26 protein-coding genes and 1 pseudogene are annotated in these 22,533 nt (G+C 69.4%); 19 read left to right on the top strand and 8 right to left on the bottom strand.

Translation table 11 applies throughout. The annotated features are described in order from the left end of the window. Window positions 1–7: 7 nt before the first annotated feature. The gene (locus ACQP2E_RS20185; protein WP_433824467.1) at window positions 8–1,567 is read left to right on the top strand and encodes a diguanylate cyclase domain-containing protein; all 1,560 of its coding nucleotides are present in this window, start codon (window positions 8–10) and stop codon (window positions 1,565–1,567) included. Here the strand turns inward: ACQP2E_RS20185 and ACQP2E_RS20180 are convergent. From ACQP2E_RS20180 to ACQP2E_RS20160, 5 genes are read right to left on the bottom strand one after another with little or no spacing between them, the layout of a single operon-like run. Then, window positions 1,515–1,997 carry an SRPBCC family protein gene (locus ACQP2E_RS20180; protein WP_433824466.1) on the bottom strand — a complete coding sequence of 161 codons (483 nt, stop codon included), beginning with the start codon at window positions 1,995–1,997 and terminating at the stop codon, window positions 1,515–1,517. The genes ACQP2E_RS20185 and ACQP2E_RS20180 overlap by 53 nt on opposite strands. Then, on the bottom strand, window positions 1,994–2,344 hold the full coding sequence (locus ACQP2E_RS20175) for a metalloregulator ArsR/SmtB family transcription factor (protein WP_433824465.1): 351 nt from the start codon (window positions 2,342–2,344) through the stop codon (window positions 1,994–1,996). Before ACQP2E_RS20175 ends, ACQP2E_RS20180 begins: the two co-directional genes overlap by 4 nt. Window positions 2,345–2,388: 44 nt before the next feature. Beyond that, the gene (locus tag ACQP2E_RS20170) at window positions 2,389–3,030 is read right to left on the bottom strand and encodes a response regulator (RefSeq protein WP_433824464.1); all 642 of its coding nucleotides are present in this window, start codon (window positions 3,028–3,030) and stop codon (window positions 2,389–2,391) included. A gap of 14 nt (window positions 3,031–3,044) precedes the next feature. After that, complete coding sequence (locus ACQP2E_RS20165) at window positions 3,045–4,217, bottom strand: sensor histidine kinase (protein ID WP_433824463.1); 1,173 nt, start codon at window positions 4,215–4,217, stop codon at window positions 3,045–3,047. Next, complete coding sequence (locus ACQP2E_RS20160) at window positions 4,207–4,587, bottom strand: hypothetical protein (protein ID WP_433824462.1); 381 nt, start codon at window positions 4,585–4,587, stop codon at window positions 4,207–4,209. The genes ACQP2E_RS20165 and ACQP2E_RS20160 overlap by 11 nt, the downstream gene beginning before the upstream one ends. A gap of 164 nt (window positions 4,588–4,751) precedes the next feature. On the opposite strand from ACQP2E_RS20160, the gene ACQP2E_RS20155 reads away from it, so the two are divergent. Next, the gene (locus ACQP2E_RS20155; protein ID WP_433824461.1) at window positions 4,752–5,735 is read left to right on the top strand and encodes an ABC transporter substrate-binding protein; all 984 of its coding nucleotides are present in this window, start codon (window positions 4,752–4,754) and stop codon (window positions 5,733–5,735) included. 31 nt (window positions 5,736–5,766) lie between these two features. After that, on the top strand, window positions 5,767–7,959 hold the full coding sequence (gene fxsT / locus ACQP2E_RS20150) for an FxSxx-COOH system tetratricopeptide repeat protein (RefSeq protein WP_433824460.1): 2,193 nt from the start codon (window positions 5,767–5,769) through the stop codon (window positions 7,957–7,959). On the opposite strand, the gene ACQP2E_RS20145 is transcribed toward fxsT, so the two are convergent. The 3 genes from ACQP2E_RS20145 to ACQP2E_RS20135 are packed head-to-tail and all read right to left on the bottom strand — an operon-like array spanning window position 7,922 to window position 10,430. Further along, complete coding sequence (locus ACQP2E_RS20145; RefSeq protein ID WP_433824459.1) at window positions 7,922–8,554, bottom strand: 3-oxoacid CoA-transferase subunit B; 633 nt, start codon at window positions 8,552–8,554, stop codon at window positions 7,922–7,924. The genes fxsT and ACQP2E_RS20145 overlap by 38 nt on opposite strands. Further along, window positions 8,551–9,210 carry a 3-oxoacid CoA-transferase subunit A gene (locus ACQP2E_RS20140; RefSeq protein WP_433824458.1) on the bottom strand — a complete coding sequence of 220 codons (660 nt, stop codon included), beginning with the start codon at window positions 9,208–9,210 and terminating at the stop codon, window positions 8,551–8,553. The genes ACQP2E_RS20145 and ACQP2E_RS20140 overlap by 4 nt, the downstream gene beginning before the upstream one ends. Then, the gene (locus ACQP2E_RS20135) at window positions 9,207–10,430 is read right to left on the bottom strand and encodes a thiolase family protein (RefSeq protein WP_433824457.1); all 1,224 of its coding nucleotides are present in this window, start codon (window positions 10,428–10,430) and stop codon (window positions 9,207–9,209) included. The genes ACQP2E_RS20140 and ACQP2E_RS20135 overlap by 4 nt, the downstream gene beginning before the upstream one ends. Before the next feature lie 70 nt (window positions 10,431–10,500). Here ACQP2E_RS20135 and ACQP2E_RS20130 point away from each other — a divergent pair, with 70 nt between their 5' ends. From ACQP2E_RS20130 to ACQP2E_RS20055, 16 genes and pseudogenes are all read left to right on the top strand, one after another. Beyond that, the gene (locus ACQP2E_RS20130) at window positions 10,501–11,403 is read left to right on the top strand and encodes a LysR substrate-binding domain-containing protein (protein ID WP_433824456.1); all 903 of its coding nucleotides are present in this window, start codon (window positions 10,501–10,503) and stop codon (window positions 11,401–11,403) included. Beyond that, window positions 11,400–11,534 carry a hypothetical protein gene (locus tag ACQP2E_RS20125; RefSeq protein WP_433824455.1) on the top strand — a complete coding sequence of 45 codons (135 nt, stop codon included), beginning with the start codon at window positions 11,400–11,402 and terminating at the stop codon, window positions 11,532–11,534. Before ACQP2E_RS20130 ends, ACQP2E_RS20125 begins: the two co-directional genes overlap by 4 nt. After that, window positions 11,531–12,295, top strand: a complete 765-nt coding sequence (locus ACQP2E_RS20120; protein ID WP_433824454.1) for a phosphotransferase — start codon at window positions 11,531–11,533, stop codon at window positions 12,293–12,295. Before ACQP2E_RS20125 ends, ACQP2E_RS20120 begins: the two co-directional genes overlap by 4 nt. Before the next feature lie 57 nt (window positions 12,296–12,352). Then, the gene (locus ACQP2E_RS20115) at window positions 12,353–13,375 is read left to right on the top strand and encodes a maleylacetate reductase (RefSeq protein WP_433824453.1); all 1,023 of its coding nucleotides are present in this window, start codon (window positions 12,353–12,355) and stop codon (window positions 13,373–13,375) included. Beyond that, window positions 13,372–14,250, top strand: coding sequence for a dioxygenase (locus ACQP2E_RS20110; RefSeq protein ID WP_433824452.1), 879 nt, complete (start codon window positions 13,372–13,374; stop codon window positions 14,248–14,250). The genes ACQP2E_RS20115 and ACQP2E_RS20110 overlap by 4 nt, the downstream gene beginning before the upstream one ends. A gap of 82 nt (window positions 14,251–14,332) precedes the next feature. Continuing rightward, window positions 14,333–14,989: a response regulator transcription factor gene (locus ACQP2E_RS20105; protein ID WP_433824451.1), complete on the top strand. Its 657-nt coding sequence runs from the start codon at window positions 14,333–14,335 to the stop codon at window positions 14,987–14,989. Further along, a complete protein-coding gene (locus ACQP2E_RS20100; protein WP_433824450.1) occupies window positions 14,940–15,620 on the top strand; it encodes a hypothetical protein in 681 nt (226 codons plus the stop codon). Before ACQP2E_RS20105 ends, ACQP2E_RS20100 begins: the two co-directional genes overlap by 50 nt. After that, window positions 15,512–15,826 (top strand): cytochrome P450, encoded by a 315-nt coding sequence (locus ACQP2E_RS20095; protein WP_433833987.1) that lies wholly within the window; start codon window positions 15,512–15,514, stop codon window positions 15,824–15,826. Before ACQP2E_RS20100 ends, ACQP2E_RS20095 begins: the two co-directional genes overlap by 109 nt. Window positions 15,827–15,837: 11 nt before the next feature. Further along, window positions 15,838–16,035, top strand: coding sequence for a ferredoxin (locus ACQP2E_RS20090; RefSeq protein ID WP_433824449.1), 198 nt, complete (start codon window positions 15,838–15,840; stop codon window positions 16,033–16,035). A 45-nt stretch (window positions 16,036–16,080) separates the two neighbouring features. After that, window positions 16,081–16,266: pseudogene (locus tag ACQP2E_RS20085) on the top strand (oxidoreductase C-terminal domain-containing protein); the annotation flags it as partial. Window positions 16,267–16,423: 157 nt separating this feature from the next. Continuing rightward, a complete protein-coding gene (locus tag ACQP2E_RS20080) occupies window positions 16,424–16,741 on the top strand; it encodes a hypothetical protein (protein ID WP_433824448.1) in 318 nt (105 codons plus the stop codon). 11 nt (window positions 16,742–16,752) lie between these two features. Then, window positions 16,753–18,003 (top strand): DUF6745 domain-containing protein, encoded by a 1,251-nt coding sequence (locus ACQP2E_RS20075; protein ID WP_433824447.1) that lies wholly within the window; start codon window positions 16,753–16,755, stop codon window positions 18,001–18,003. A gap of 94 nt (window positions 18,004–18,097) precedes the next feature. Beyond that, complete coding sequence (locus ACQP2E_RS20070) at window positions 18,098–18,658, top strand: dihydrofolate reductase family protein (RefSeq protein ID WP_433824446.1); 561 nt, start codon at window positions 18,098–18,100, stop codon at window positions 18,656–18,658. Between the two features lie 13 nt (window positions 18,659–18,671). Continuing rightward, window positions 18,672–19,583 (top strand): DUF5956 family protein, encoded by a 912-nt coding sequence (locus tag ACQP2E_RS20065; protein WP_433824445.1) that lies wholly within the window; start codon window positions 18,672–18,674, stop codon window positions 19,581–19,583. A gap of 1,476 nt (window positions 19,584–21,059) precedes the next feature. Beyond that, window positions 21,060–21,215, top strand: coding sequence for a hypothetical protein (locus ACQP2E_RS20060; protein WP_433824444.1), 156 nt, complete (start codon window positions 21,060–21,062; stop codon window positions 21,213–21,215). A gap of 7 nt (window positions 21,216–21,222) precedes the next feature. Next, a complete protein-coding gene (locus tag ACQP2E_RS20055; protein WP_433824443.1) occupies window positions 21,223–22,488 on the top strand; it encodes a Na+/H+ antiporter NhaA in 1,266 nt (421 codons plus the stop codon). The last annotated feature ends 45 nt before the right edge of the window (window positions 22,489–22,533 follow it).

Genomic DNA, 22,533 nt, shown 5'->3' with positions numbered 1-22,533 from the left:
AGTCTCTGTGACCGTCGCGCCGCCGTTGCCGTTGCGTCGGGACCCGGTGCTGGTCGCGCTGGGTCTGGTGGTGCTGGGTGCGTTCGTGACGGCCGCTGCCGACACCGGCGGGCGGGTGATCGGGGCGGTGATCTGGCCCACGCTGGTCACGCTCTGCGGGGTCGCGGCCGTCAGCGGCTTCCTGATCCGGCGCGATCCGCACGCCACCGTCGCCGAGCGGCGGATGTGGGGGTCGGTCGGCCTCGGGGCGACGATCTTCCTGGTCAGCGACGCCTGGCAGTTCGGGGTGTATCTGCGCGACCCCACGGGCATGGCGGCGGCGATCGGCGGGCCGGTCTACAGCGTGGGCATCTTCGCCGGCACCGTGTGCCTGGTCGCCGCGCTGCTCGCCATGCCGCTGGGAGTCGCCACCGGTCCGCAGCGGGTGCGATTCTTCCTGGACGCGGCCACGGTGCTGGCGTTCGCGGCGACCCTCGGCTGCTATTTCACGGTGACCGCCGGCGCGGCCGGGATCGCCGGGGCCGGGCGTACGATCTCGCTGCTGTTCGGCCCCGCCATCTACATGGTGGCGGTGTTCGCCCTGGTCAAGTTGCTGCTGATGCCGGTCAAGCCGTTCAATCCGCTGGCCGGCGCGCTGATGTCGCTCTCCGCGACGATCGAGGGGGCCGCCACCGGGTTCCGGCCGCTGCTGATCGCTCACGGCCACATCCCGTGGCAGCAGGGCGCCACAATCATCGCCGTGGCCGCGCTGGCCGCGGGGGCCCGGGTCCAGCACCTGCAGATGCGCTCCGGCGTGGCGCACGGTCCGCGGCCGCGCCGCCGCCCGTACAGTCTGCTGCCCTATGCGGCGGTGGTCGGCACCTTTCTGCTGCTCATCGGCGTCCTCGCCATCGACGGGTGGCAGACCGCGACCTGGATCGTGGTGGCGGGCAACGTGGTGAGCTCGGCGCTGGTGCTGGTCCGGCAGGTGACCGCGTTCGCGGACAACGCCCGCCTGCTGGCCCAGCTCGACGCCAAGGTGGCCGAGCTGCACCAGACGCTCACCGAACGCGACCGGCTGGCATCCGAGCTGGAGCACCTCGCGTTCCACGACGCGCTGACCGGGCTCGCCAACCGGGCGCTCTTCCAGCGGCATCTGGACGACCACTGCGCCGGGCGAGCGGTGCTGCTCGTCGACCTGGACGGATTCAAGCCGATCAACGACACGTACGGGCACGCCACCGGGGACGCCGTGCTGGCCGTGGTCGCCCTGCGGCTGCGCGCGTTCGCCGGCCCGGACGACCTGGTCGCGCGGCTCGGCGGTGACGAGTTCGTCCTGCTCAGCGGGGCTGCGCTCACCGTCGCCGAGGCCTGCGCCCGGGCGGCGGACCTGGTCGACGAGATCGAACTGCCGATGACCGTACGCGGCCACGACGTCCAGGTCGGCGCCAGCGTCGGCGTCGCCACCGGCCACGACGGCCAGAGTGGCGACGCCCTGCTGCATGAGGCCGACGTCGCCATGTACGAGCGGAAGGTCAGCCGCGCTGCGCTTCGAAGTACGCCTTCTGGGCGGGGAAGTAATCGGTGAAGTCCGGTTTCGGGCCGCCGTCGCGGGAGGTGACAAGCAGGTCCAGGTAGTACTCCCAGCCGGGGCCGACCTCGCCGACGTTCTCCGTACCGGTCAGGTGCTGGGTGAACGTCAGCGTGGTCACGCCCGCGTCCTCGGTGAGCACCAGGTCCAGGTGCCAGGAGCCGTAGTCGTTGACGGCGGACAGCGCCAGCCTGCGTGGCGGCTCGCAGGCGTCGATCGTCATGTTCATCCAGGGCTGGCCCTCCTCCTGCACCATCTGGACCTTGATGGGACTGCCCGGTGCCGCGTCGCCCTGCCAGGGGCCGAACCAGCGGGCGGTCCGGTCCGGCTCGGTGATGCTGGCCCACACGTCGTCGATCGGCGCGGGAAACGTGCGGGTCAGCACCAGGTCGTTGCCGAACAGCCGTCCGGTCGGGGTCGGGCTCATGCGATCTCCTCCTGCGAAGTGGTCGTTCGCCGCTCGCGGCGGGTACGGAAAACCTCGGTCTCGAGCGCGTCGAACCGGTGCTGCCAGCCGGACGGGCGCCGCAACTCCTCCAGCCAGCCGGTCAGCGCGTCGAGCGGCGTGGTGTCGAGGGTGTAGACGCGGCGGCGGCCGTCCGCGGTGTCGCGCACCAGCCCGGCCCCGCGGAGTACCCGCAGGTGGCGGCTGACGGCGGGCCGGCTGATGGCGAACCCGTCGGCGATCTGCCCCGCGGTCAGCGCGGAGTCGCGCAACATCAGCAGAATCGCCCGCCGCACGGGGTCCGCGATCGCATCGGCCACCTCGTCCACGGAAGAAAGCGTAACCAGTGGGTTACGCTTTTCGCAACGAGCGGTCAGCTGATGCCGGCGTCACGGGCGCGGACGATCGCCTGGGCCCGGCTCACCACGTGCAGTTTGCTGAAGACGTTGCTGACGTAGTTGCGTACCGTCTTGGAACTGAGGCTGAGCCGGGCGGCGATGGTCTCGTTCGACAGGCCGCGGGCCATCAGCTGAAGCACGCTGCGTTCGCTGGGCGTCAACGAGGGGAACGGCTCGGCTGCCCGGCCCGCCTCCGCGAAGAACGCCATGATCCGGGTAGCGATCGCCGGGCTGAAGATCGAACCGCCGTGGGCGACAGCGTGGATGGCGCGCGTCATCTCGTCCTCGTCGGTGTCCTTGAGGACATATCCGCGGGCGCCGGCGCGCAGGGCGGCGAAGACCGAGTCGTCGTCCTCGAACATCGTCACCACGAGGATGTGCGGCTGCGGGGTGACGGCGGTGAGCCGGCGGATCGCGGCCAGGCCGTCGCCGCCGGGCATGTGCAGGTCGAGAAGGATCAGCCGGGGATGCAGCTCCTGGGCGAGGCGAACCACCTCGTTGCCGTCGGTGGCCTCGCCGGCCACCTCGACCTCGGGCATCGTGGCGAGCAGGGCACGCAGGCCGCGGCGGAACATCGGATGGTCGTCGGCGATCAGGACCGTGATCGGTTCAGGCATCTTTCCTCACCGGTTCAGCCGTCTTTCCGGATCGGGAACGTGGCGGTGACCCGGGTGCCGCCGCCGGGCGCGGGTCCGATCTCGATCGTGCCACCGAGCTCGGCGCTGCGCTCCCGCATGGAATGGTGCCCGACACCGGCCAGGTAGCCGGCGGGCAGGCCCCGGCCGTCGTCGGTGACGGTGAGTGTCACCGACTCGCCGGCCGCTGCCAGGTCCACCGCGCAGCGCGCGGCCTGGGCGTGCCGGGACGCGTTGTGCAGTGCCTCGGCCGCGATCCGGTAGATCGCCACCTCCACCGCGGCGGGAAGCGCGGGCATCGGTTCAGGAGCCGAGACGGTACGCGTCACGCCATCACCCGGTCGCAGGTGACGTAACGCGTCGACCAGGCCGAACTCGTCGAGCATCGGCGGGCGTAGCTCGTACACCAGGCGTCTGATCTCGGCGGTGGCCTGGCGCACGTCGGCACGCAGATCGGCGATCAGGTGTTCGGCGGCCTGCGGGTCGGCGCGCAGCGTGCGCTGGGCGACACCGAGCTGCAGCGCCAGCGACGCGAGGGTCGGCCCGAGGCCGTCGTGCAGGTCGCGGCGGATCCGCCGGCGTTCCTCCTCGCGAGCCGTGACCAGCTGCTCCCGGGAGTGCTGCACCGCCAGGGTGGTCGCGACGTGCCGGGCCAGGTCCTCCAGCAGGCGCACGTCGGTCGCGGACAGCCGGTCGCCGCGGCGGCGCCCGCTGACCCGCAGCGTGCCGAGGCACAGCTGCTGATGGGTCAGCGGGATCGTGACGATCGCCGCGCCGTCCGGTGCTGCACCGTGCGAGGTGACGACGTTGCCGCCGGCTTCGATCTCCACGAACGGCAGAGCGAGGGTACGCGCGAGCACCGCGGCCAATGTCGGGAGCAGGTCGTCGGAGAGCTGCCGGTAGACGCGCCCGGCAACCTCGTACGCGTCGTCGCGCTGGCCGTAGACCAGCTGGTGGACGCTGCGGTCGAGCTGGGTGGAGACCGGTGTCCAGGTGGCCACCACGATGGCGAGGGCGATGACGTGCGACCACCACGGAATGTCGGCGAGGGAGTCGAGCGGCCGGGCCGGCCAGGTGGTCACGACCGCTGTCAGTCCGGCCACGACGAAGGCGTACCCGATCATCAAGAGTGGGAAGAACGCCTGGTGGAACCACCGATTAGGCGGCACTGACGACTCGCTCGCGCCAGAGGCAGAGGGTGATCACCACGAGGTGATGCGCCAGCATCACCGAGGCGAAGACGGTCTCGCCGGCCGTCGTGTCGAACAGCAGCGAACCGATCGCCTGGACCAGCCAGAACGCGTTGACGGCGATCAGCAGGACAGCGCCCCACTTCTGGGATCGCCACGCGCCGTAGGCCGCGACCAGCGCGAGGACGTCGGAGGTGAAGCTGCCGAGCACGATCGCGAACGGCTCGCGGCTGTCCTGCGCGCCGAGCACCAGGTTGGGTAGATCGAACATCGTGATGCCGATGAGAGCCACCAGTACGGAGAGGACGGCCGCGATCTTCAGCGCGGTGGAGCGGGTCATGATTTCCATGTTTCCACGCTAGAAATCACGTGTCCCAGCGGTCACGAGGCAGTTGTCCCGACCTGTCCGGGACAAGGCGCATTCATATGTCGGTCATTTGCGCCGATGATTGACAGAGATCTCTTTCTAGTTATCGTTAACAGCCGCTCGGAGGTCGAACGGGGAGATCAAATATGGATAGACGCGCGTTTGTGACGCTGTCAGCAGCCGGGCTGGTCTCGGCGCTCGCCGGCTGCGGCTCCGAGGGCGAGGGCTTCGACCTGGGCAAGGACGTCAACGCCCCGAAGCGGCTCGGCTTCTCCCAGGTTGGCTCGGAGAGCGGATGGCGGCTCGCGAACACCAGCTCGATCAAGAAAGCGGCCGGGCTGCGGGAAATTGATCTCACGTTCGAGAACGCCGACGGTGATCAGAAAAAGCAGATCGCTCACATCGAATCCTTCATCGACGATCGGGTCGATGTCATCGCGTTCTCCCCGGTGGTGGAATCCGGCTGGGACGACGTGCTGCGGCGTGCCCGCGACGCCGGCATCCCGGTCGTGCTCACCGACCGCCTGATCGATTCGACGGATACGTCGCTGTATGTCTGCTCGATCGGCGCGGAATTCATCTCCGAGGGGAACCTGGCGGCGCTGTACCTCGGCAACACCTTCGCCAAGGCGAAGACGCCGGCCACCGTCGTGGAGATCCTGGGCACCAAGGACTCGACCCCGACCCGGCAGCGGTCCGAGGGGTTCGCGGCGACAGCGGCGAAGGAGAAACGCCTGCGGGTTGTCGCCTCGGAACCCGGGGACTGGACCAAGGCCGGTGGCGAGGCCGCCATGCGCAAGCTGCTGCGGAAGCATCCCGATGTGGACGCGGTGTTCGCGCAGAACGACGAGATGGGGCTGGGCGCGGTCAGCGTGCTGGAGGACGCCGGGCTGGATCCGGGTCGGAGTCCGCGGATCGTGACGGTGGACGCTACCAAGGCGGGGTTGCAGGCGCTGGTGGCCGGCAAGCTGACTTATGTCGTGGAGTGCAGCCCGGAGTTCGGCGACGATCTGATGGACATCGTCGTGGACCTGTGTCTTGGCGGGACGGTGCCGCGGCGGGTGGAGTCCGAGAAGGCGGTCTTCGACAAGGTGTCCGCCGAGGACGCCCTCCCGGACCGCACCTATTGAGCCGGGTGCCCGGCTCGACCATGCTGTGACCATGGGGAGCGGGCGGCGACGCATGTGGTTCCGGGTGTCCTGGATCGCCGGCGCGCTCGCTCTGGTGGCCTTTCTGGCAGCGGCGGCGATCCGGCAGGACTGGCTCGACGGTCAACAGCCGGGAGCTTTATGGACCTGGCTGGAACGGGTCAGCTGGCTGGCAGCTCTCGCCGGCCTGGTGATCGCGATCCTGGCGACGAGGAAGAGCGCGGCACCGCCACCGGTCGAGCCGGCGGCACCGGCGACGGTGCCGGTGACGGCTCGCAACCTGCCGCCCCGCAACCCGGCCTTCGTGGGGCGCGCTGACGTGCTGCAGCAGATCAAAGAGGGCCTGACCGCCCGTAATTCCTTGGTCATCCAAGCACTGCATGGCTGGGGCGGGGTAGGCAAGACTCAGCTCTCCATCGAGTACGCGCATCGGAACGCCGCCGACTACGACGTCATCTGGTGGTTCGCGGCCGAGCAGTCGCAGTTGCTCGGCGATCAATACGCACAGTTGGCGGTCGCCGTCGGGGTGGCGACACCGGAGACCAGCACGGTGATCGCTGCCAACCTCGTCCGGCGTTTCCTGCGCGACCGTCCCCGATGGCTCGTCATATTCGACAACGCGGAGGATCCGGCGACCCTGCGTCCCTGGCTGCCCGACGGCGACGGGCACGTGCTGATCACCTCGCGCCGCAAGGACTGGCAGGAACTGGCCGAGCCGATCTCCATCGACGTGCTTCCCCGGGTGGATTCGGCGGCGATGCTCCGCCGGGGCACCTCGGCGGAGCCGGCGGAGGTGGACGCACTCGCACGCGAACTCGGCGACCTTCCGCTGGCCTTGGCGCAGGCCGCCGGGTTCATGGCCGAGACCGGGATGTCGGCCGGTGACTACCTCGCCGGGCTCGGCCAGCGGGCCAACCTGCTGCTCGACGAAGGTTCACCGTCCTCCTACCCGGCGCCCCTGACCGCCACGGTCGCGGCCGCGGCGCAACGCGCGGCGGCAGCGGACCCGGCCGCCGCGCAACTTCTCCAGTTGGCGGCGATCTGCGGCCCTGAGCCGGTGCCGCTGTGGCTTTTCGACAGCGATACGGTGCCCGCGCCGTTGTCGACAGTCGTCCGCAATCCAGTGGCGTTGCGGCGTAGTGTCGGTCTGCTGGTGCGGCTTGGACTGGCGCGGACCACCGTGAACGCCCTGCAACTGCACCGGCTGACCCGGGCGATCCTTCAATCGTCGGACGTGGAGCCGTTCCTCTCGGAGAACCGCAGGATCGTCGAGCGACTTGTGGTCGCGGCCCAACCGGCCGACTCGATGGATCCCGCACACTGGCCGACCTGGTCCGCGCTGGCGCCGCACATCCTCGCACTGGATCCGGCGCGATCCGAGTCTCCTGAACTCCGCTACCTGGCGACGCGGTGGGCCGTGTGCCTGTTGAACCGCGGCAGCCTCGACGAGTGTCTGACGCTCGCGGAGCAGCTTCACGAGATTTGGAGCCGACGGTACGGCGTCGAGGAACACACCACTCTTCAGGTCGCGTTTGTCCTGGGCTGTGGCTACTTGGCGGTCGGCCGCTGGGAAGATGCGAAGAAGATCAATGAGCGCACGTACCAGGCTCGGCTGCGTCTTCTCGGACCGGACGATCCGCACACGCATGACATCGCCAACGAGCTGGCGGCGAGTTCACTGCGGCTCGGTGAGGTCGAGGGAGCCATCGCCCTTCTTCGCGAGGTTGTCGGGAAACGGCAGCAGGCGAACGGAGGAGACGACACCGTGACGCTCCGGTACACCGGTAATCTCGCGACCGCGTTGCGCACGGCCGGCCACGTTCCAGAGGCGCGGGTGCTCCACCAATCGGCCTGGGACGGGTGTAAGCGGATCAATGGCGAGAACCACTTGAGCTCACTGATCCACGCCAGGAACGTCGGTATCGACAGGCGTCTTCTCGGTGATCTGGACGGCTCCCAAGAAGTGCTGGCAGACACCCTGCGCCGCTCGCTGACCTCGCTCGGCACGAATCATCCGGACACGCTCAGGTGCGCCTTTCAGCTCGGTCTCACGCTTCTCGGCCGCGGCGATCGGCGCGAATCCCGTGAACTGCTTGCGGATACGTATGAGCGGTTCCGGATGCTGCTGGGTGAGGAGCATCCGGAAACCCGTGAGACGGCGGTGACACTCAAGGCCGCAGCAGAGGGACGTCCAAACGGTCGCTGAGTTCTTCGAAAGTGATGCCGAACGTGTCCCGTACGACCACGCCCGCGTCGGTGATGAGGAATGTGGCCTGGTCGGTGTAGACGCGGTCGACGCATTTCAGGCCGGTCAGCGGATAGGTGCACTCCGGCACCAGCTTGGGTGAGCCGTTCTTGGCGAACAGCGTCATCATCACGTAGACGCTCTTCGCGCCGACGGCCAGATCCATCGCACCCCCGACGGCGGGGATCGCTTCCGGGTTGCCGGTGTGCCAGTTCGCCAGGTTGCCGGTGGCCGACACCTGGAAAGCGCCCATCACGCACACATCCAGGTGGCCGCCGCGCATCATCGCGAATGAATCGGCATGGTGGAAATAGGCGGACCCCGGCAATTCTGTCACCGGAATCTTGCCGGCATTCGTCAGGTCCGGGTCGATCTCGTCGCCGGTGGCCGCCGGGCCCATGTTGAGCATGCCGTTCTCGGTGTGCAGCACGATTCCCGCACCGGCCGGCAGATGGTCGGCGACCAATGTCGGCTGCCCGATGCCGAGGTTCACATAGGAGCCCGATGCGATGTCGCGCGCCACCAGGGCGGCCATTTCGTGTTTGTCGAGGCTCATACCGCCACCACCCGGTCCACATAGATGCTCGGCGTCACGATCACTTCCGGATCGAGCGTGCCGGTCTCGACCACCTCGCTGACCTGGGCGATCGTCACGGCGGCGGCGGTGGCCATCACCGGGCCGAAATTGCGCGCGGTCTTGCGGTAAACCAGATTGCCCATCCGGTCGGCGCGGAACGCACCGATCAGCGCGACGTCACCCTTGATCGGAAATTCCAGGACGTGGGTACGCCCATCGATCTCCCGTGTTTCCTTGCCGTCGGCCAACGGTGTGCCGACGCCGGTCCGGCCGTAGAACGCGCCGATTCCCGCCCCGGCGGCGCGCATCCGCTCGGCGAGGTTGCCCTGCGGGACCACTTCGAGTTCGATTTTCCCGGCCCGGTACAGCCCGTCGAAAACCCAGGAGTCGGTCTGCCGGGGAAAAGAGCAGATCATTTTTCGTACGCGTCCCTTGGCCAGCAATGCCGCCAGGCCGGTGTCGCCGTTGCCCGCGTTGTTGGAGACCACCGTGAGATCGGTGGCGCCCTGCTCGATGAGAGCGTCGATGAGCTGCACCGGCATGCCGGCCATGCCGAACCCGCCGATCAGCACGGTCGAGCCGTCCCGGATGCCGGCGACGGCCTCGGCCGTGGTGTCGCAGATGGTGACGGTCATGCGGCGTTCCCCCGGGCGACGGTCTTCACGGCGACGGTCTTCACGGCGACGCTCTCCAGGACGACGGCGAGGGCCTGGCCCACGCCGATGCAGATGGCGGCCACGCCGTACCGGCCGCCGGTCTCGCGCAGCCGGGCCGCGAGGGTGCCGAGGATCCGGCCGCCGGACGCGCCGAGCGGGTGACCGATCGCGATAGCGCCACCGCGGGCGTTGACGATCGACGGGTCGATGTCCCAGGCGTCGACGCAGGCCAGGGACTGGACCGCGAAGGCCTCGTTCAGCTCGACCGCGCTCACGTCGGACCAGGTGATGCCGGCCCGCTTCAGCGCCTTGGCGGCCGCTTCGACGGGGGCGTAACCGAAGTCCTGCGGGTCGACGGCGTGCACGCCACGGCCGGCGATCCGGGCGATCGGGTCCAGACCGATCAGTCCGGAAACGGATTCCGAGCCCAGCAGCACGGCCGACGCACCGTCGTTGAGCGGCGAGGCATTGCCTGCCGTGATCGTGCCGTCGGGGCGGAACGACGGTTTCAGACCGGCGAGTTTCTCTGCCGACGAGGCGCGGATGCTCTCGTCCCGGGCGAGGTCGACACCGGGGACCGGCACCACCAGGTCGGAGAAGAAGCCCTCGTCCCAGGCCTGTGCGGCCAGTGCGTGTGATCGAGCGGCGAACTCGTCCTGGCGTACCCTCGTGATCTTGAATTTGTCGCCGAGGAGCTCGTTGGCCTCGCCGAGCGAGACCGTCCACTCGGCCGGCATGCTCGTGTTGACGAAACGCCAGCCCAGCGTGGTGGAGACGGCCGTGACGTTGCCGGCCGGGAACGCCTTCGACGGCTTCGGCAGCACCCACGGCGCGCGGGTCATCGACTCGACGCCACCGGCGATGACGACCTCCGCGTCGCCGGACTCGATGGTCCGGGAAGCGATGATCGCCGCGTCGAGCGAGGAACCGCAGAGGCGGTTCACCGTGGTGGCCGGCACCGATGTGGGCAGGCCGGCGAGCAGGACCGCCATCCGGCCGACGTTGCGATTGTCCTCGCCGGCCTGGTTGGCGCAGCCCCAGACGACGTCACCGATCGTCTCCGGGTCGAGTTGGGGCGCTTTGTCGAGGACGCCCCGGAGCGCGACAGCGGCAAGATCGTCCGGGCGGACCTCGGCGAGGGCGCCGCCGAATCGGCCGAACGGCGTGCGGGCCGTGGCGTAGAGGTACGCGGAAGTCATGGTCCCAACCTATGTGTCCAGCAACGATTAAATCCAATACTCAATAACGAGCCATTGATAAGCTGTGACTATGGAACTGCGCCACCTCCGTTCGTTCCTGGCGCTCGCCGAGGAGCGGCATTTCGGGCGTGCCGCCGACCGGCTGCACATCGCCCAGCCTGCCCTGTCGCAGCAGATCAAGCAGCTTGAGCGGGAGTTCGGCGTCACGTTGTTCACGCGTACCACGCGGCGGGTCGAACTCACCTCGGCCGGGTCCCGGTTCGCGGAGCACGCGCGTGCGGTGATCGGGTCGGCCGACCGGGCGGCAGCCGACATGACGATGGTCGCTTCCGGTCAGGCGGGGCGGGTGTCGGTCGGGTTCATCGGCACCGCCACCTATGACCTGTTGCCGGCGGCGGCGCGGGAGGTGCGTTCGCGGCTGCCGGAGGTTCGCCTGGAGCTGCACGGGGAGCTGTTGAGTCCGGCGTTGTCGAGCGGGTTGATCGACGGAACGTATGACCTCGTGGTGCTGCGTCCAGATGGTGGCCTGAGTCCAGAAATATCGGTGAAGGTCCTGCGCAGTGAACGGCTGGTCGCGGTCCTTCCCGACCGGCACCCACTGGCTCGGCGTGACCGTATCAACCTCGCCTCGCTGCGCGCCGACCCGTTCGTCATGCACTTCTCCGGGCACCGCTCGTCCATGCACGAGCACGTTCTCGCCGCCTGCGCCGCCGCCGGTTTCCGGCCCGACCCGATCACCGAGGTGGGGGAGACGGCCACCCTCGTCGTCTTCGTCGCGGCCGGGATGGGCGTCGCGCTGGTCCCGGAGCCGGTCCGCAGCCTCGCCCTCGAAGGCGTGGCCTACGTCGCGCTCGACGACCCGGCAACGGTCGACCTGGCGATCGCCACCAGAGCCGGTGACGTCTCGCCCGCGACCCGCCAGGTCGCTGACATCGTCGTTAGGATGTGCACAGAGATCGGAGGAGGTCCATGAGCCGGCTGATCCCATCCAGCACGACCGGCCTGCCCGACACCGGCCTGCCCGACACCGGCCTGCCCGACACCGGTCTCCACGTTTTCTGGGCCCGGTTCGGCCTGCGAGCCTCCGAGGTACGCGGCTCGTGACCGGATGGGACGCGCTCGCGCAGTGGGGCGCCGACGCCGCTCGCATCGCGCCGCTGACCGGTGGAGTCGCCAACGACGTGTGGAGCGTGCGCGTCGGCGGGCAGCTCGCGGTCGCTCGGCTCGGCACCCGCAGTGATGCCGATCTGGCCTGGGAGACCGCGTTGTTGCGGCATCTCGACCGGGAAGGTCTCACCGTGCCGGTGCCGATCCCGGCGAGGGACGGCCGGCTGTTCGCCGGTGGCCTGATGGTGATGACCTATCTGGAGGGCGGACCGCCGGAGACGCAGGCCGACTGGCGGCGGGTGGCCGGCACGCTCCGCGAGCTGCATCGGCTGACCCGCGGCTGGCCGCAGCGGCCCGGGTGGCGGTCGTCGACCGATCTCCTGCGCGCCGAGACCGGCACGAGGATCAACCTCGGCGCGATGCCCGCGGAAGGGGTCGCCCGGTGCCGGGCGGCGTGGGCGCGGCTCGCCGGACGTGAGACGTGTGTCGTCCACGGTGATCTCAACCCGGGTAACGTCCGGATGACCGCGGACCGGGTCGCCCTGATCGACTGGGACGAGTCGCATGCCGACGTCCCTGACCTCGATCTGGTGCTGCCGGAGAACGCGGCCGGCCTCGACGAGGGCGCGTACGACATCGCCGCGCAGGCTTCGGCCGCGTGGGAGGCCGCGGTCTGCTGGGACGACGACCACTCGGTCAAGCGGCTCGCCGAGGTCCGGCCAGCACATCGGCCGGCGGTCGACGGTGCTGCCGGCTGACCCGTACCGAAGTCTGCGCGACGCCCTCTCGGCGATCCTCGGCCGTAACGTGGCAGCATGAGCCTTCGGTTTACGCATACGACGCTGCCGCAACGGGTGGTGTTCGGGCCCTTCTCGGCTGTCGCCGACGAGGTCGCGCGGCTCGGCTCGCGGCCGCTGGTGATCGCGTCGGACCGGGCGCCGGACGTACTTCCCGGCGCCGCCCGGCACACCGAGGTCGTCATGCACGTGCCGGTCGAGGTCGCGGAGCGGGCGCGCAAGGCCGCCGACGGGTTCGACGTGCTGGTCAGCGTGGGTGGCGGTTCGGCCACCGGGCTTGCCAAAGCGATCGCGCTCACCACCGGGCTGCCGATCGTCGCGGTGCCGACCACCTATGCCGGCTCCGAGGCCACGCCCGTCTGGGGCCTGACCGAAAACGGTCGCAAGACCACTGGTGTCGACCATCGGGTGCTGCCACGCACGGTCGTCTACGACGCCGGGCTGACCCTGTCACTTCCGGTCGGGCTGAGCGTCGCCTCCGGGCTCAACGCGCTCGCGCACAGCGTGGAGGCGATGTGGGCGCCGAACACCGATCCGATCAACCAGGCCCTCGCCCTGGAGAGCATCCGCGCCCTGCGAGCCGGCCTGCCCCGCATCGTCAGGGATCCTGATGAACTCGCCGGCCGCGAACAGACGCTCCTCGGCGCCCATCTCGCCGCGGTCGCTTTCGCCTCGGCGGGTTCCGGGCTGCATCACAAGATCTGTCACGCCCTCGGAGGCATGTTCAATCTGCCGCACGCGCAGACGCACGCGACCGTTCTCCCGTACGTAATGGCCTTCAATGTTCGTGATCTGCCGGCGGTCTCCGACCGCCTGGCGCAAGCGTTCGGCGCGGCCTCCCCGATTCCCGGCCTCCAGCATTTGTACGCGGAAACGGCCGCACCCCGTGCACTTCGCGATCTCGGACTGCGTGCGAATGACATTCCCGCCGTGGCCGACGCGGTTCTACCGGCCGTTCCGCCGAGCAATCCGGTCACGGTGACATCCGACAATCTCAGCGAACTGCTGCGCCGTGCGTGGGCAGGAGAGGAACCGCGGTGAGCGACGAACAGCGCAATCGCGAAGCTGCATTGACCGACCGTGTCGTCGCGTCGTTCGCTTCGACGCCGGATCCGCGTCTTCGCGAGGTCATGCAATCGCTGACGCGGCATCTGCACGCGTTTCTGCGGGAGGTGCGGCCGACCGGCTCCGAATGGCAGGAGGCGATCGCTTTCCTCACCGATGCCGGGCACATCACCGACGAGCGGCGGCAGGAGTTCATCCTGCTCTCCGACGTGTTCGGGGCCTCGATGCAGACCGTGACGATGAACAACGAGGCCGACGGCGCGGCGACCGAGTCCACCGTTCTGGGTCCGTTCTTCATCGACGGATCACCGCCGATCCCACTCGGCGGCGACATCTCCTTCGGCGCGACCGGCCAGCCGTGCTGGGTGGAGGGAACCGTCACCGGCACGTCCGGAAAACCGGTGCCGGATGCCCGCATCGAAGTCTGGGAAGCCGACGACGACGGTTTCTACGACGTGCAGTACGGCGACGACCGGACGGCGGCGCGGGGCCACGTTTTTTCGGAACCGGATGGCAGTTTCCGGTTCTGGGCGCTGGTGCCGACGCCCTATCCGATTCCGCACGATGGGCCGGTGGGGCGGTTGCTCGCTGCCACGGGTCGGTCTCCGCTGCGGGCGTCACATCTGCATTTCATGGTGATCGCACCGGGTTTCCGAACTCTGGTGACACACATTTTCGTGCGGGGTGACGAGTTGCTGGAGCGGGACAGTGTTTTCGGGGTGCGGGAATCGCTGGTGAAGGATTTCGTGGCGCAGGCGGCGGAGATTCCCACGCCGGACGGGCGCGACCTGGGCGGGCGCGAGTGGAGCCGGGTGCGGTTCGACATCGTGCTGGCCGAGGGTGGCGCATAGCGGCTGTGGGTGGGTGGGTGGGTGGGTGGGTGGTCCGGCCGGCCGGCCGGCCGGCCGGCCGGCCGGCCGGATCGGATGTTGGGTGGGTGACCACGGCCACCACCCCGCCCGGCACCGCGGGCACCTTCTCGTCACCATCCCTGGTCGTGACCTGCGGGAATCGGTCGCCGGGCGGCTCTCGGCCGCCGGTTACGCCGTCACCGCCGTCCCTACCGGAGCTGATGCGCTCGCCTGCCTCGACGAGCAACACTTCGACCTGCTCATCGTGGACGTCGCGATCCCGGGCCTGGACGACCTGGCGCGTACCCGGCCGGTTCTCGCCGACCGGCCGCCGATCATCTGCATGACGACCTGCGACGCCCTCGACCTGCTGTTGCCGGAGCTCGGCACCGAGGTCGAGGACTACGTCACGAAACCCTGCCGGATCCCGGAGCTCCTGGCCCGTGTGCACATCCAGCTGCGCCAGCCCGAACTGCGATATCGCGACCTCGTCCTCGACGAGGTCGTCTTCCAGGCCTGGCGTGGTGACCGGCCGCTCGACGTGACCCCGGCCGAATACCGCCTGCTCCGCCATCTGCTCTGCAACGCGGGGAGGGTGCTCTCCAAGGAGCAGCTCTCGGAAAGCGTCTGGGGTGAGCCGCGCGGGATCAACGCCATCGAGCGGCTCGTCACCCGCCAATGCGCCTTTCATGGTGAAGCGCGTGGAGGCGTTGCGGCCACGTATCCAGCAGATCTTTGACGGCCTGGTGGACGACATGCTGGCCGGGGACAACCCCGCCGACCTGGTCGAGCAGCTCGGGTTGCCGATGCCGACGCTGATGATCACCCAGATCCTCGGTGTGCCCTACGAGGATCATGCGTTCTTCCAGGCGGCGAGCCGCCGGGCGATCAGCCACGACACCGATCCGGACGACGCCGCCCAGGCCGGCCAGGGGCTCGGTGAATATCTCGGCCGGCTGCTCGCCGCCAAGATCGAGCAGCCGGCCGGCGACGTCCTCTCCGAGATGGGCGCCCGGGTCACCGCCGGTGAGTTGACGTGCGCCGAAGCGGTCACGATGGGCAGCGCGATCCTGATCGCCGGGCACGAGGCCAGTGCCAGCATGATCTCCCTCGGTACCCTCGCCCTGTTGCAGAACCCCGATGAGCTGCGGAAACTGCGGGAGAACAGCGACGACCCGAAGTTCGTGGCGAACGCCGCCGAGGAGCTTCTGCGGTATCTGACGACCCGGCATCCGGCATCCGGCGCATCGCCGTCCAGGACATCGAACTGCACGGCACCACGATCAAGGCCGGCGACGGTGTCATCTTCGAGCTGGCCGGCGCCAATTACGACCCGGCTGAATTCGCCGAGCCGGACCGTCTCGATCTGAGCCGCCCGGCGCGTCGGCACCACGCTTTCGGTTACGGCTCGCATCAATGTCTCGGTCAATCCCTGGCCCGTGTCGAATTGCAGGCCGTCTATGGCACGCTCTACCGGCGAATCCCTACGCTCGCACTGGCGGTGCCGTTCGAGGAGGTCGGGTTCGCGATGGAGGGCGTCGCCTACGGCCTGAAGTCGCTGCCGGTCACCTGGTGAGGGAGACGATCATGCGAGTGGAGTTCGACGAACCGAAGTGTGTGGCGGCCGGTCAATGCGCCATGGTCGCCCCGGCTGTTTTTGATCAGCGGGACGAGGACGGCGTGGCGATCGTCCTCGATGCGACGCCACCCGAGGAGGAGCACGAGGCGGTGCGTGAGGCCGCCGCCGTCTGCCCGGCTGCGGCGATCCGCCTGGCCGGCGAGTGAACCGCATCGTCGTCGTCGGCGCCTCGGCCGCCGGCCAAGCAGGGTATGGCGGCCGCCCGGAATCTGCTCGGGGCAGGCAGGCCGTTCGCGCCGGTGCCGTATTTCTGGTCCGATCAGTACGACCTCAAGATTCACGCGTACGGATATCTCCGCTGTCATGAGGAAGTGGAGATCGTCGATGGAAATTTGGCGGAGCGGCGTTTTCTGGCCGTTTATCGCAAGGGCGGCCGGGTGGTGGGCGCGCTCGCGGCAGGGATGCCGCCCAAGGCCCTTCACCAGTGGCGGCAGGCCATCCTCGCCATCCTGATCACTAACGGTCAGGCCGGAACTTGTCATACCCCGGCGATAGCGTGCCCCTTCACCGAGCCGAACTGGTGGGAGGGCCTCTATGTACCGGCAGGGCGATGTGCTGATCATTGGCGTGAAACAGGATCGGGTGCCGGCCTGTGCGCCGGTTCCGCGGGACCGGCGTGGCCGCATGGTGCTGGCGCGCGGCGAAGCCACCGGTCACGCGCATGTGGTCGGCGGCCCCGGTCTGCGGCTGATCGCCGACCTGGATGATCCGGAGAGCATGTTCATCGACGTGCCGACGCACGGCCGGGTCAGCCACGAGGAGCACGGGCCGATCTCGCTGCCCGCCGGGCACTACCGCGTGGTGCGCCAGCGTGAGTACATCCCGGGCGCGTTCCGACCGGTCGCGGACTGAGGAGGGCATCGATGCAACTCACCCATGCACACGAGGCGATGGCTTCCGCCATCGAAGACCAGTGGTTGGCCGCGGCGGTGCAGACCGGCGCGGCCGTCCGTGCGGAGGCCGAGGCCGGGGTACGCGAGGCGTACACGCTTGCCGGCCTCCCCGAGCCGGAAAAGATCTACTGGCTCGGCTCCCCACGGGCCGGCGCCGCGGCCGCGGCCATCCTCGCCGTCGCGCCCGAGCTGGGCCCCCAGACCGCGGCCGGGCTGGCCGGCGTGAGCGGAGGGCCGGCGGCCGGGCTGGCCGGCGTCAGCGGCGGGCCCGCGGCCGGGCTGGCCGGCGTGAGCGCCGGGACTGCCTGGCTGGCCGAGGTGCACGCCGATCTGGGCCGGCAGGGCTGGACGCCGGGGGAGCCGCTGGGCTCCTCGTTGCGTCGCCAGATCCGCACCGAGCCGTGGGCCGCCGCTCGTAAATCCGCAGTGGAGGCGCTCGGCGCCGACGGCTGGGCCCAGCTCAGCGCGGCGGCCGGTCGCCGCTCCTGGGGTCTGGTCATGGACCTGATCGCGGCCCGCCTGCGCCTGCGTCTGAGTGAGGACCTCACCGGTGGCCTGGGTGACGCCGGGCCTGCGGCGCGGCGGATGGTCCTCGACGCCATCTACGGGCAGCACGACGGCACCTGGCTGAGCACATTCGACGCCGCCGACCGGATCATCCCCGGCGCCGGGCTGATGGCGCCCCTTGCCGGACTCGCCGAGGTCTCCCGGCACGCCGGTTGGTGGTGGGCCTATCAGAACGTCGCCATCCTCACCGAGCGCCCCACCCTGCTCGACCGCGACAACGTCGGCCGGCTGCACCGCGGTGAGGGCGCGGCCATGGAGTTCCCCGACGGATACGGGCTCTGGGCCTGGCGGGGCATGCCGATCCCGGCCGACCTGGCCGCCGAGCTGCCCCGGCTCACCGTGGAGCGCATCCGCGACGAGTCGAACGCGGAGATCCGGCGGGTGATGCTGGAGCACTTCGGTTATGAGCGATACCTGCGCGAGGCCGGCGCCCGCACGATGGGCTCCGACGAGGCCGGCACCTTGTGGTACCTCGACCTCCCCGGCGACGAGCCCCTGGTCATGGTCGAGGTGGTGAACTCGACGCCCGAGCCGGACGGGACGAGTCGGGTCTACTGGCTGCGGGTCCCGCCGAGCACCCGCACGGCCCGGGAAGGAGTGGCCTGGACGTTCGGCCTGACCGCCGAGGAGTACCAGCCGTTGATCCAGACCTGACCACCGGGCAAGACCGGTTGCGAGTTGCAATTGGATGGCTTAGCGTCGGGGTCGTACCGATTGCAAAACGCAACTGGTTCTGGAGGTGGTGACGATGATGCACGACACCGAACCGCAGACCGCCGGCGGGAAAATGCTCTGGCACTTCTCGATGTCCCTGGACGGCTTCGTGGCCGGTCCTGACCACGAGATGGATTGGATGAACCGGGCCACCGCCGGGCGGCCCGGCATCGTCGACGAATATGTGAGCACCCTCGGCGCCGTGCTCGGCGGCCGGGAGGGCTGGGACTTCGCCGCGGACGACCAGCGGCCGTACGGCGGGCTGTGGGAAGGGCCGATCTTCGTGCTCACCCATCATCCGGACGACGCGAAGCCGGCCGACGGCGTCACGTTCCTCAACTGCGACGTGGCCGAGGCGGCGCGGATCGTCCTGGCGGCGGCCGGCGGCAAGAACGTCGAGGTGCACTCGCCGACGATCGGCCGCCAGCTCCTGGAACGCGGCCTGATCGACGAGATCGACCTGCACATCGTGCCGGTGCTGCTGGGCCGGGGCCGGCGGCTGTACGACAACCCGGGCGGCGTGCCGGTCCACCTGCACCTGGTCAACAGCGACGACCCGACGGCGGAAGTGAACCTGCGGTACCGGCCCGCGTGATGTGCTGGAGGGCGTGACTTCAGCCTGGGAGAACGCCGGCATGCTGCCCTTCGGCCCACCCGACGACCTGGCTGAGGGCGACGTCGTGGTGACCGATCAGGGCACCTATTGGGAGTGCGGTTCCACGGACTGGCACTTGATGCTCGGCTGGTTCGCGGGACCGGACACCCTGAGGCGCTGGCCCGACGACCGGGTGCGGTTCTGGACGGTCATCGAGGAGGACGCCGCCGGCAACCGGCAGGTTTCCCAGCAGCCCGTGACCGGTTCGGAGCTCGCGGGGGACGACGACGAGGCCACCGTGCTCCTCGCCGAGCGGGGAATTCCCGCGCTTCCGGGCGGCTTCCGCTGGTTCCAGCTGGTTCCGCCGGGCAGAACGGGCGGCGACGTCGTCGCGGCCTACCGTCGCGTCCAGCGTGAGCTGCCCCAACGTTACGACATGGCGCTGGAGACCGCCTATGCGCGGGCCGCGGTCGAGGAGCTCTACGGTCTGCCCGTGACGCCCCCGCCGCCGATCCCGGCTTCGTGGTGGGAGCCCGAGCCGGAAAATCCACGGCACACCGCTCGCATGCGGGCCGAACACGCTCGCCAGGCCGAGCTGCTGTCCGGGCCGCCCGGTGCGGTTCCCATCCTGCGATGCCGCGACCTGCGCCGATCGCTGGCGTTCTACGCGACGCTGGGCTTTCGCGGCGAAGAGCTTTCCGGGTACGCGGTTCTGCGTCACCCGGCCGCCGAACTCCATCTGTCGGAAACGAGCGACGTCTCACCCGGCGGCTGCCTGATCCGCGTGCCGGACGCCGCAGCCCTGTGGCACAGTCTCGACGGCCGGTTGACGCTGGGGCCGCTCGACCACGACAACCCGGGCATGGCCACGTTTACCTTGCTCGACCCGGACAACAACCACCTGCGCGTCGTCAGCATTCGGTGACGGTGGGTGAGGCTCGACTTTCGCTATGGTGCGGAGCGCTCGGCGTCACCGGTTTTCCGGGGCGGCTGGTGCTCAGCGCGGTGAAGGTGTTCGCGGGACAGCACGGGGAGTCAGCTCGCGGTGCCCGGCCGGCTGTCGTTGCTGTCATACAGCTCCCGAGACAGCGTTGACAGCAAGCCGGCCAGCTAGCCAGCGAGCCGGCCAGCTAGCCAGCGAGCCGGCCAGCGAGCCGGCCAGCCAGCCAGCCAACCAGCTAGCCAGCGAGCCGGCCAGCTAACCAGCGAGCCGGCCAGCTAGCCGGCCAGCTAGCCAGCGAGCCGGCCAGCTAACCAGCGAGCCAGCGAGCCAGCGAGCCAGCGAGCCGGCCAGCCAGCCAGCTAGCGAGTCGGCCAGCCAGCCGGCCAGCTAACCAGCGAGCCAGCGAGCCAGCGAGCCGGCCAGCCAGCCAACCAGCTAGCCAGCGAGCCGGCCAGCTAACCAGCGAGCCAGCGAGCCAGCGAGCCAGCGAGCCGGCCAGCCAGCCAGCTAGCGAGTCGGCCAGCCAGCCGGCCACCTAGGCAGCCAGCCAGCCGGCCGGCCGGACCCGGTCGCAGGTCGCGGGCCGGAGTTGGCAGGGTTGGTCAGGTCGCACCTAACGCCTTTGTGCGCCCTGGTCCACGCCCTGGCCGTGGTGAAGTCACACCTACCGGAACTGTGCGACCTCATCCACGTCAAACCGGGCATGCGGGGGTTTCCGTCCACGCGCCACGTGGCTGCGAGCACACGGTGGGCCTTCACCCTGCTTCGTAGCCGACGTTGATCAGCCGGTTCCCCACGCCGCATCGGCATCGCGAATCGCGAATCGCGAACCGCGAGCGTGGCGCAAACTCACAAGATCCGAGGGAGTCACGGTCGGCCATGGCGCTTCGCCGGCTCGCCTCCCGGATCTTGTGAGTTTGCGGTCGGCAGGGCGGCGCAAGCTCACACGTTGACCTGCATTGCCCCCGGCGGCCGTCCAAGATTCACTCCGGCTGGTTCTCACGGTTGTTTCACGAGCTTGGAGACCCGCTATGAGAGCCAGCCGGACCAGATCATGCTGCCGCTCCGGCTCCGGCGCGACATGCAGTGCTGGCCGGGCCAGGCTCCGTGCATGCCGGGCCTGAATTCGACACGGCCCGGGTTGCGCGCGTGGGTGCGGTGCCGGGCCCGAATTCGACACGGCGCGGGCTGCGCGCGTGGGTGCGGTGCCGCGCCTGAATTCGACAAGGCCCGGGTTGCGCGCGTGGGTGCGGTGCCGCGCCTGAATTCGACAAGGCCCGGGTTGCGCGCGTGGGTGCGGTGCCGCGCCCGAATTCGACACGGCCCGGGTTGCGCGCCGGTGCGTGGCGACTTCGGGTGCGGATTGGACCTTAAGTCCACACGCTCTTGGGTGGCTGGGGTCCTGGCGGTGGCGGTGATGGCTCGGTCTGGGCCTGAATCATGGATAGACTCGTGGTGATGACCAGTTGGGTGCCTACCAGTCCGCCCGGAGTGCAGCGGCACCCGGGCACGAACGGCTGGCTGTCCTCCTGGGGCACCAACGCGCACGGAGAGATCGCCGGGTGCCCGCCCGGCCGGGAGCTGCGCCCAGCCGTCCCGCCTCTCCTGCCCTAGGACATCTGTGCCGTTCATCAATCTGAAAACGCTCCTGCGCCGCGAATCCGTCGGTGGCGCCCTGCTCGTTGTCGCCGCCCTCGTCGCCCTGATCTGGGCTAACTCGCCGTGGGCGGGCGGCTATGAAGCCTTCCGGTCGTTCACGGTCATCCTGCCGGTGCACGCGTGGGCCGCCGACGGGCTGCTCGCGATCTTCTTCTTCGTGGTGGGCAACGAGCTGAAACAGGAGTTCGTCCGCGGCGAACTGCGCCATCCTCGCCGCGCCGTCCTGCCGATCGTGGCTTCGGTCTGCGGCGCTGTCGTGCCCGCGCTCATCTTCGCGGTGATCACTTTCGGCCACGGGGACGCCGCTGGCGGGTGGGGCATCCCGATGGCGACGGACATCGCGTTCGCCGTTTCGGTGCTCGCCGTCGTCGGCCGGGGCCTGCCGCCGGCGCTGCGAACCTTCCTGCTCACCCTCGCTATCGTCGACGATCTGGTCGCCATCATGGTGATCGCCGTCTTCTACTCAGCCGGCCTCGCCTGGGCGCCCCTGCTCGGCGCCGTCGCCGGCCTGGCCCTGTTCGGCTGGCTACAACAAGGCCCGATGCGACGAGGCCCGCTGCGACAAGGCCCATTAACACGAGGCCCATTAAGACGAGGCCCATTAAGACGAGGCCCGCTGCGAGGACTGCCGCAGCGCCAGCTGCCGATGAAAATCGTTCTCGTCCCGCTCGCCGTTCTGGTCTGGACGCTCATGCATGAGAGCGGCATCCACGCCACCATCGCCGGCGTAGCCCTCGGCCTGCTCATGCGCACCAGCACCCTCCCCGGCGAAACGATCAGCCCGAGCGACCGCGCCGAGCACCTGATCCGCCCCTGGACCACCGCCGTGATCCTGCCGATCTTCGCGCTCACCTCGGCCGGCGTCACCGTCACCGGCGCCGGGAATCTGCTCGCCAGCCCCGCCGCCATCGGCATCCTCGCCGGCCTGATCGTCGGCAAAATCGTCGGCATCTTTGGCGGCGCCTGGTGCACCACGCGCTTCACCCGCGCCGAGCTCCACCCCGACCTCACCTGGCCGGACATCTTCGGCATCGCGCAGCTGGCCGGGATCGGCTTCACGGTCTCGCTGCTGATAGCCGAACTCTCGTACCCAAATGATCTTGGTTTGCTCGAATCCGCGAAGGCCGCCGTCCTGCTCGCCTCCGGCATCGCGGCCACGCTGGCCACCGTCACCCTCACTCTCCGTGCGGCCCGTCACCGCCGCCGAGCGCCAGACCCGGCCGGTTGAGACCTGCGCGATCAGCCGGCGGCCCATTGATGGGTACGGGACGAG

Origin of the sequence: Actinoplanes sp. CA-015351 (assembly GCF_050955685.1) — a bacterium.
Classification (GTDB): domain Bacteria; phylum Actinomycetota; class Actinomycetes; order Mycobacteriales; family Micromonosporaceae; genus Actinoplanes.
This window is presented reverse-complemented; position numbering and strand designations above follow the sequence as displayed.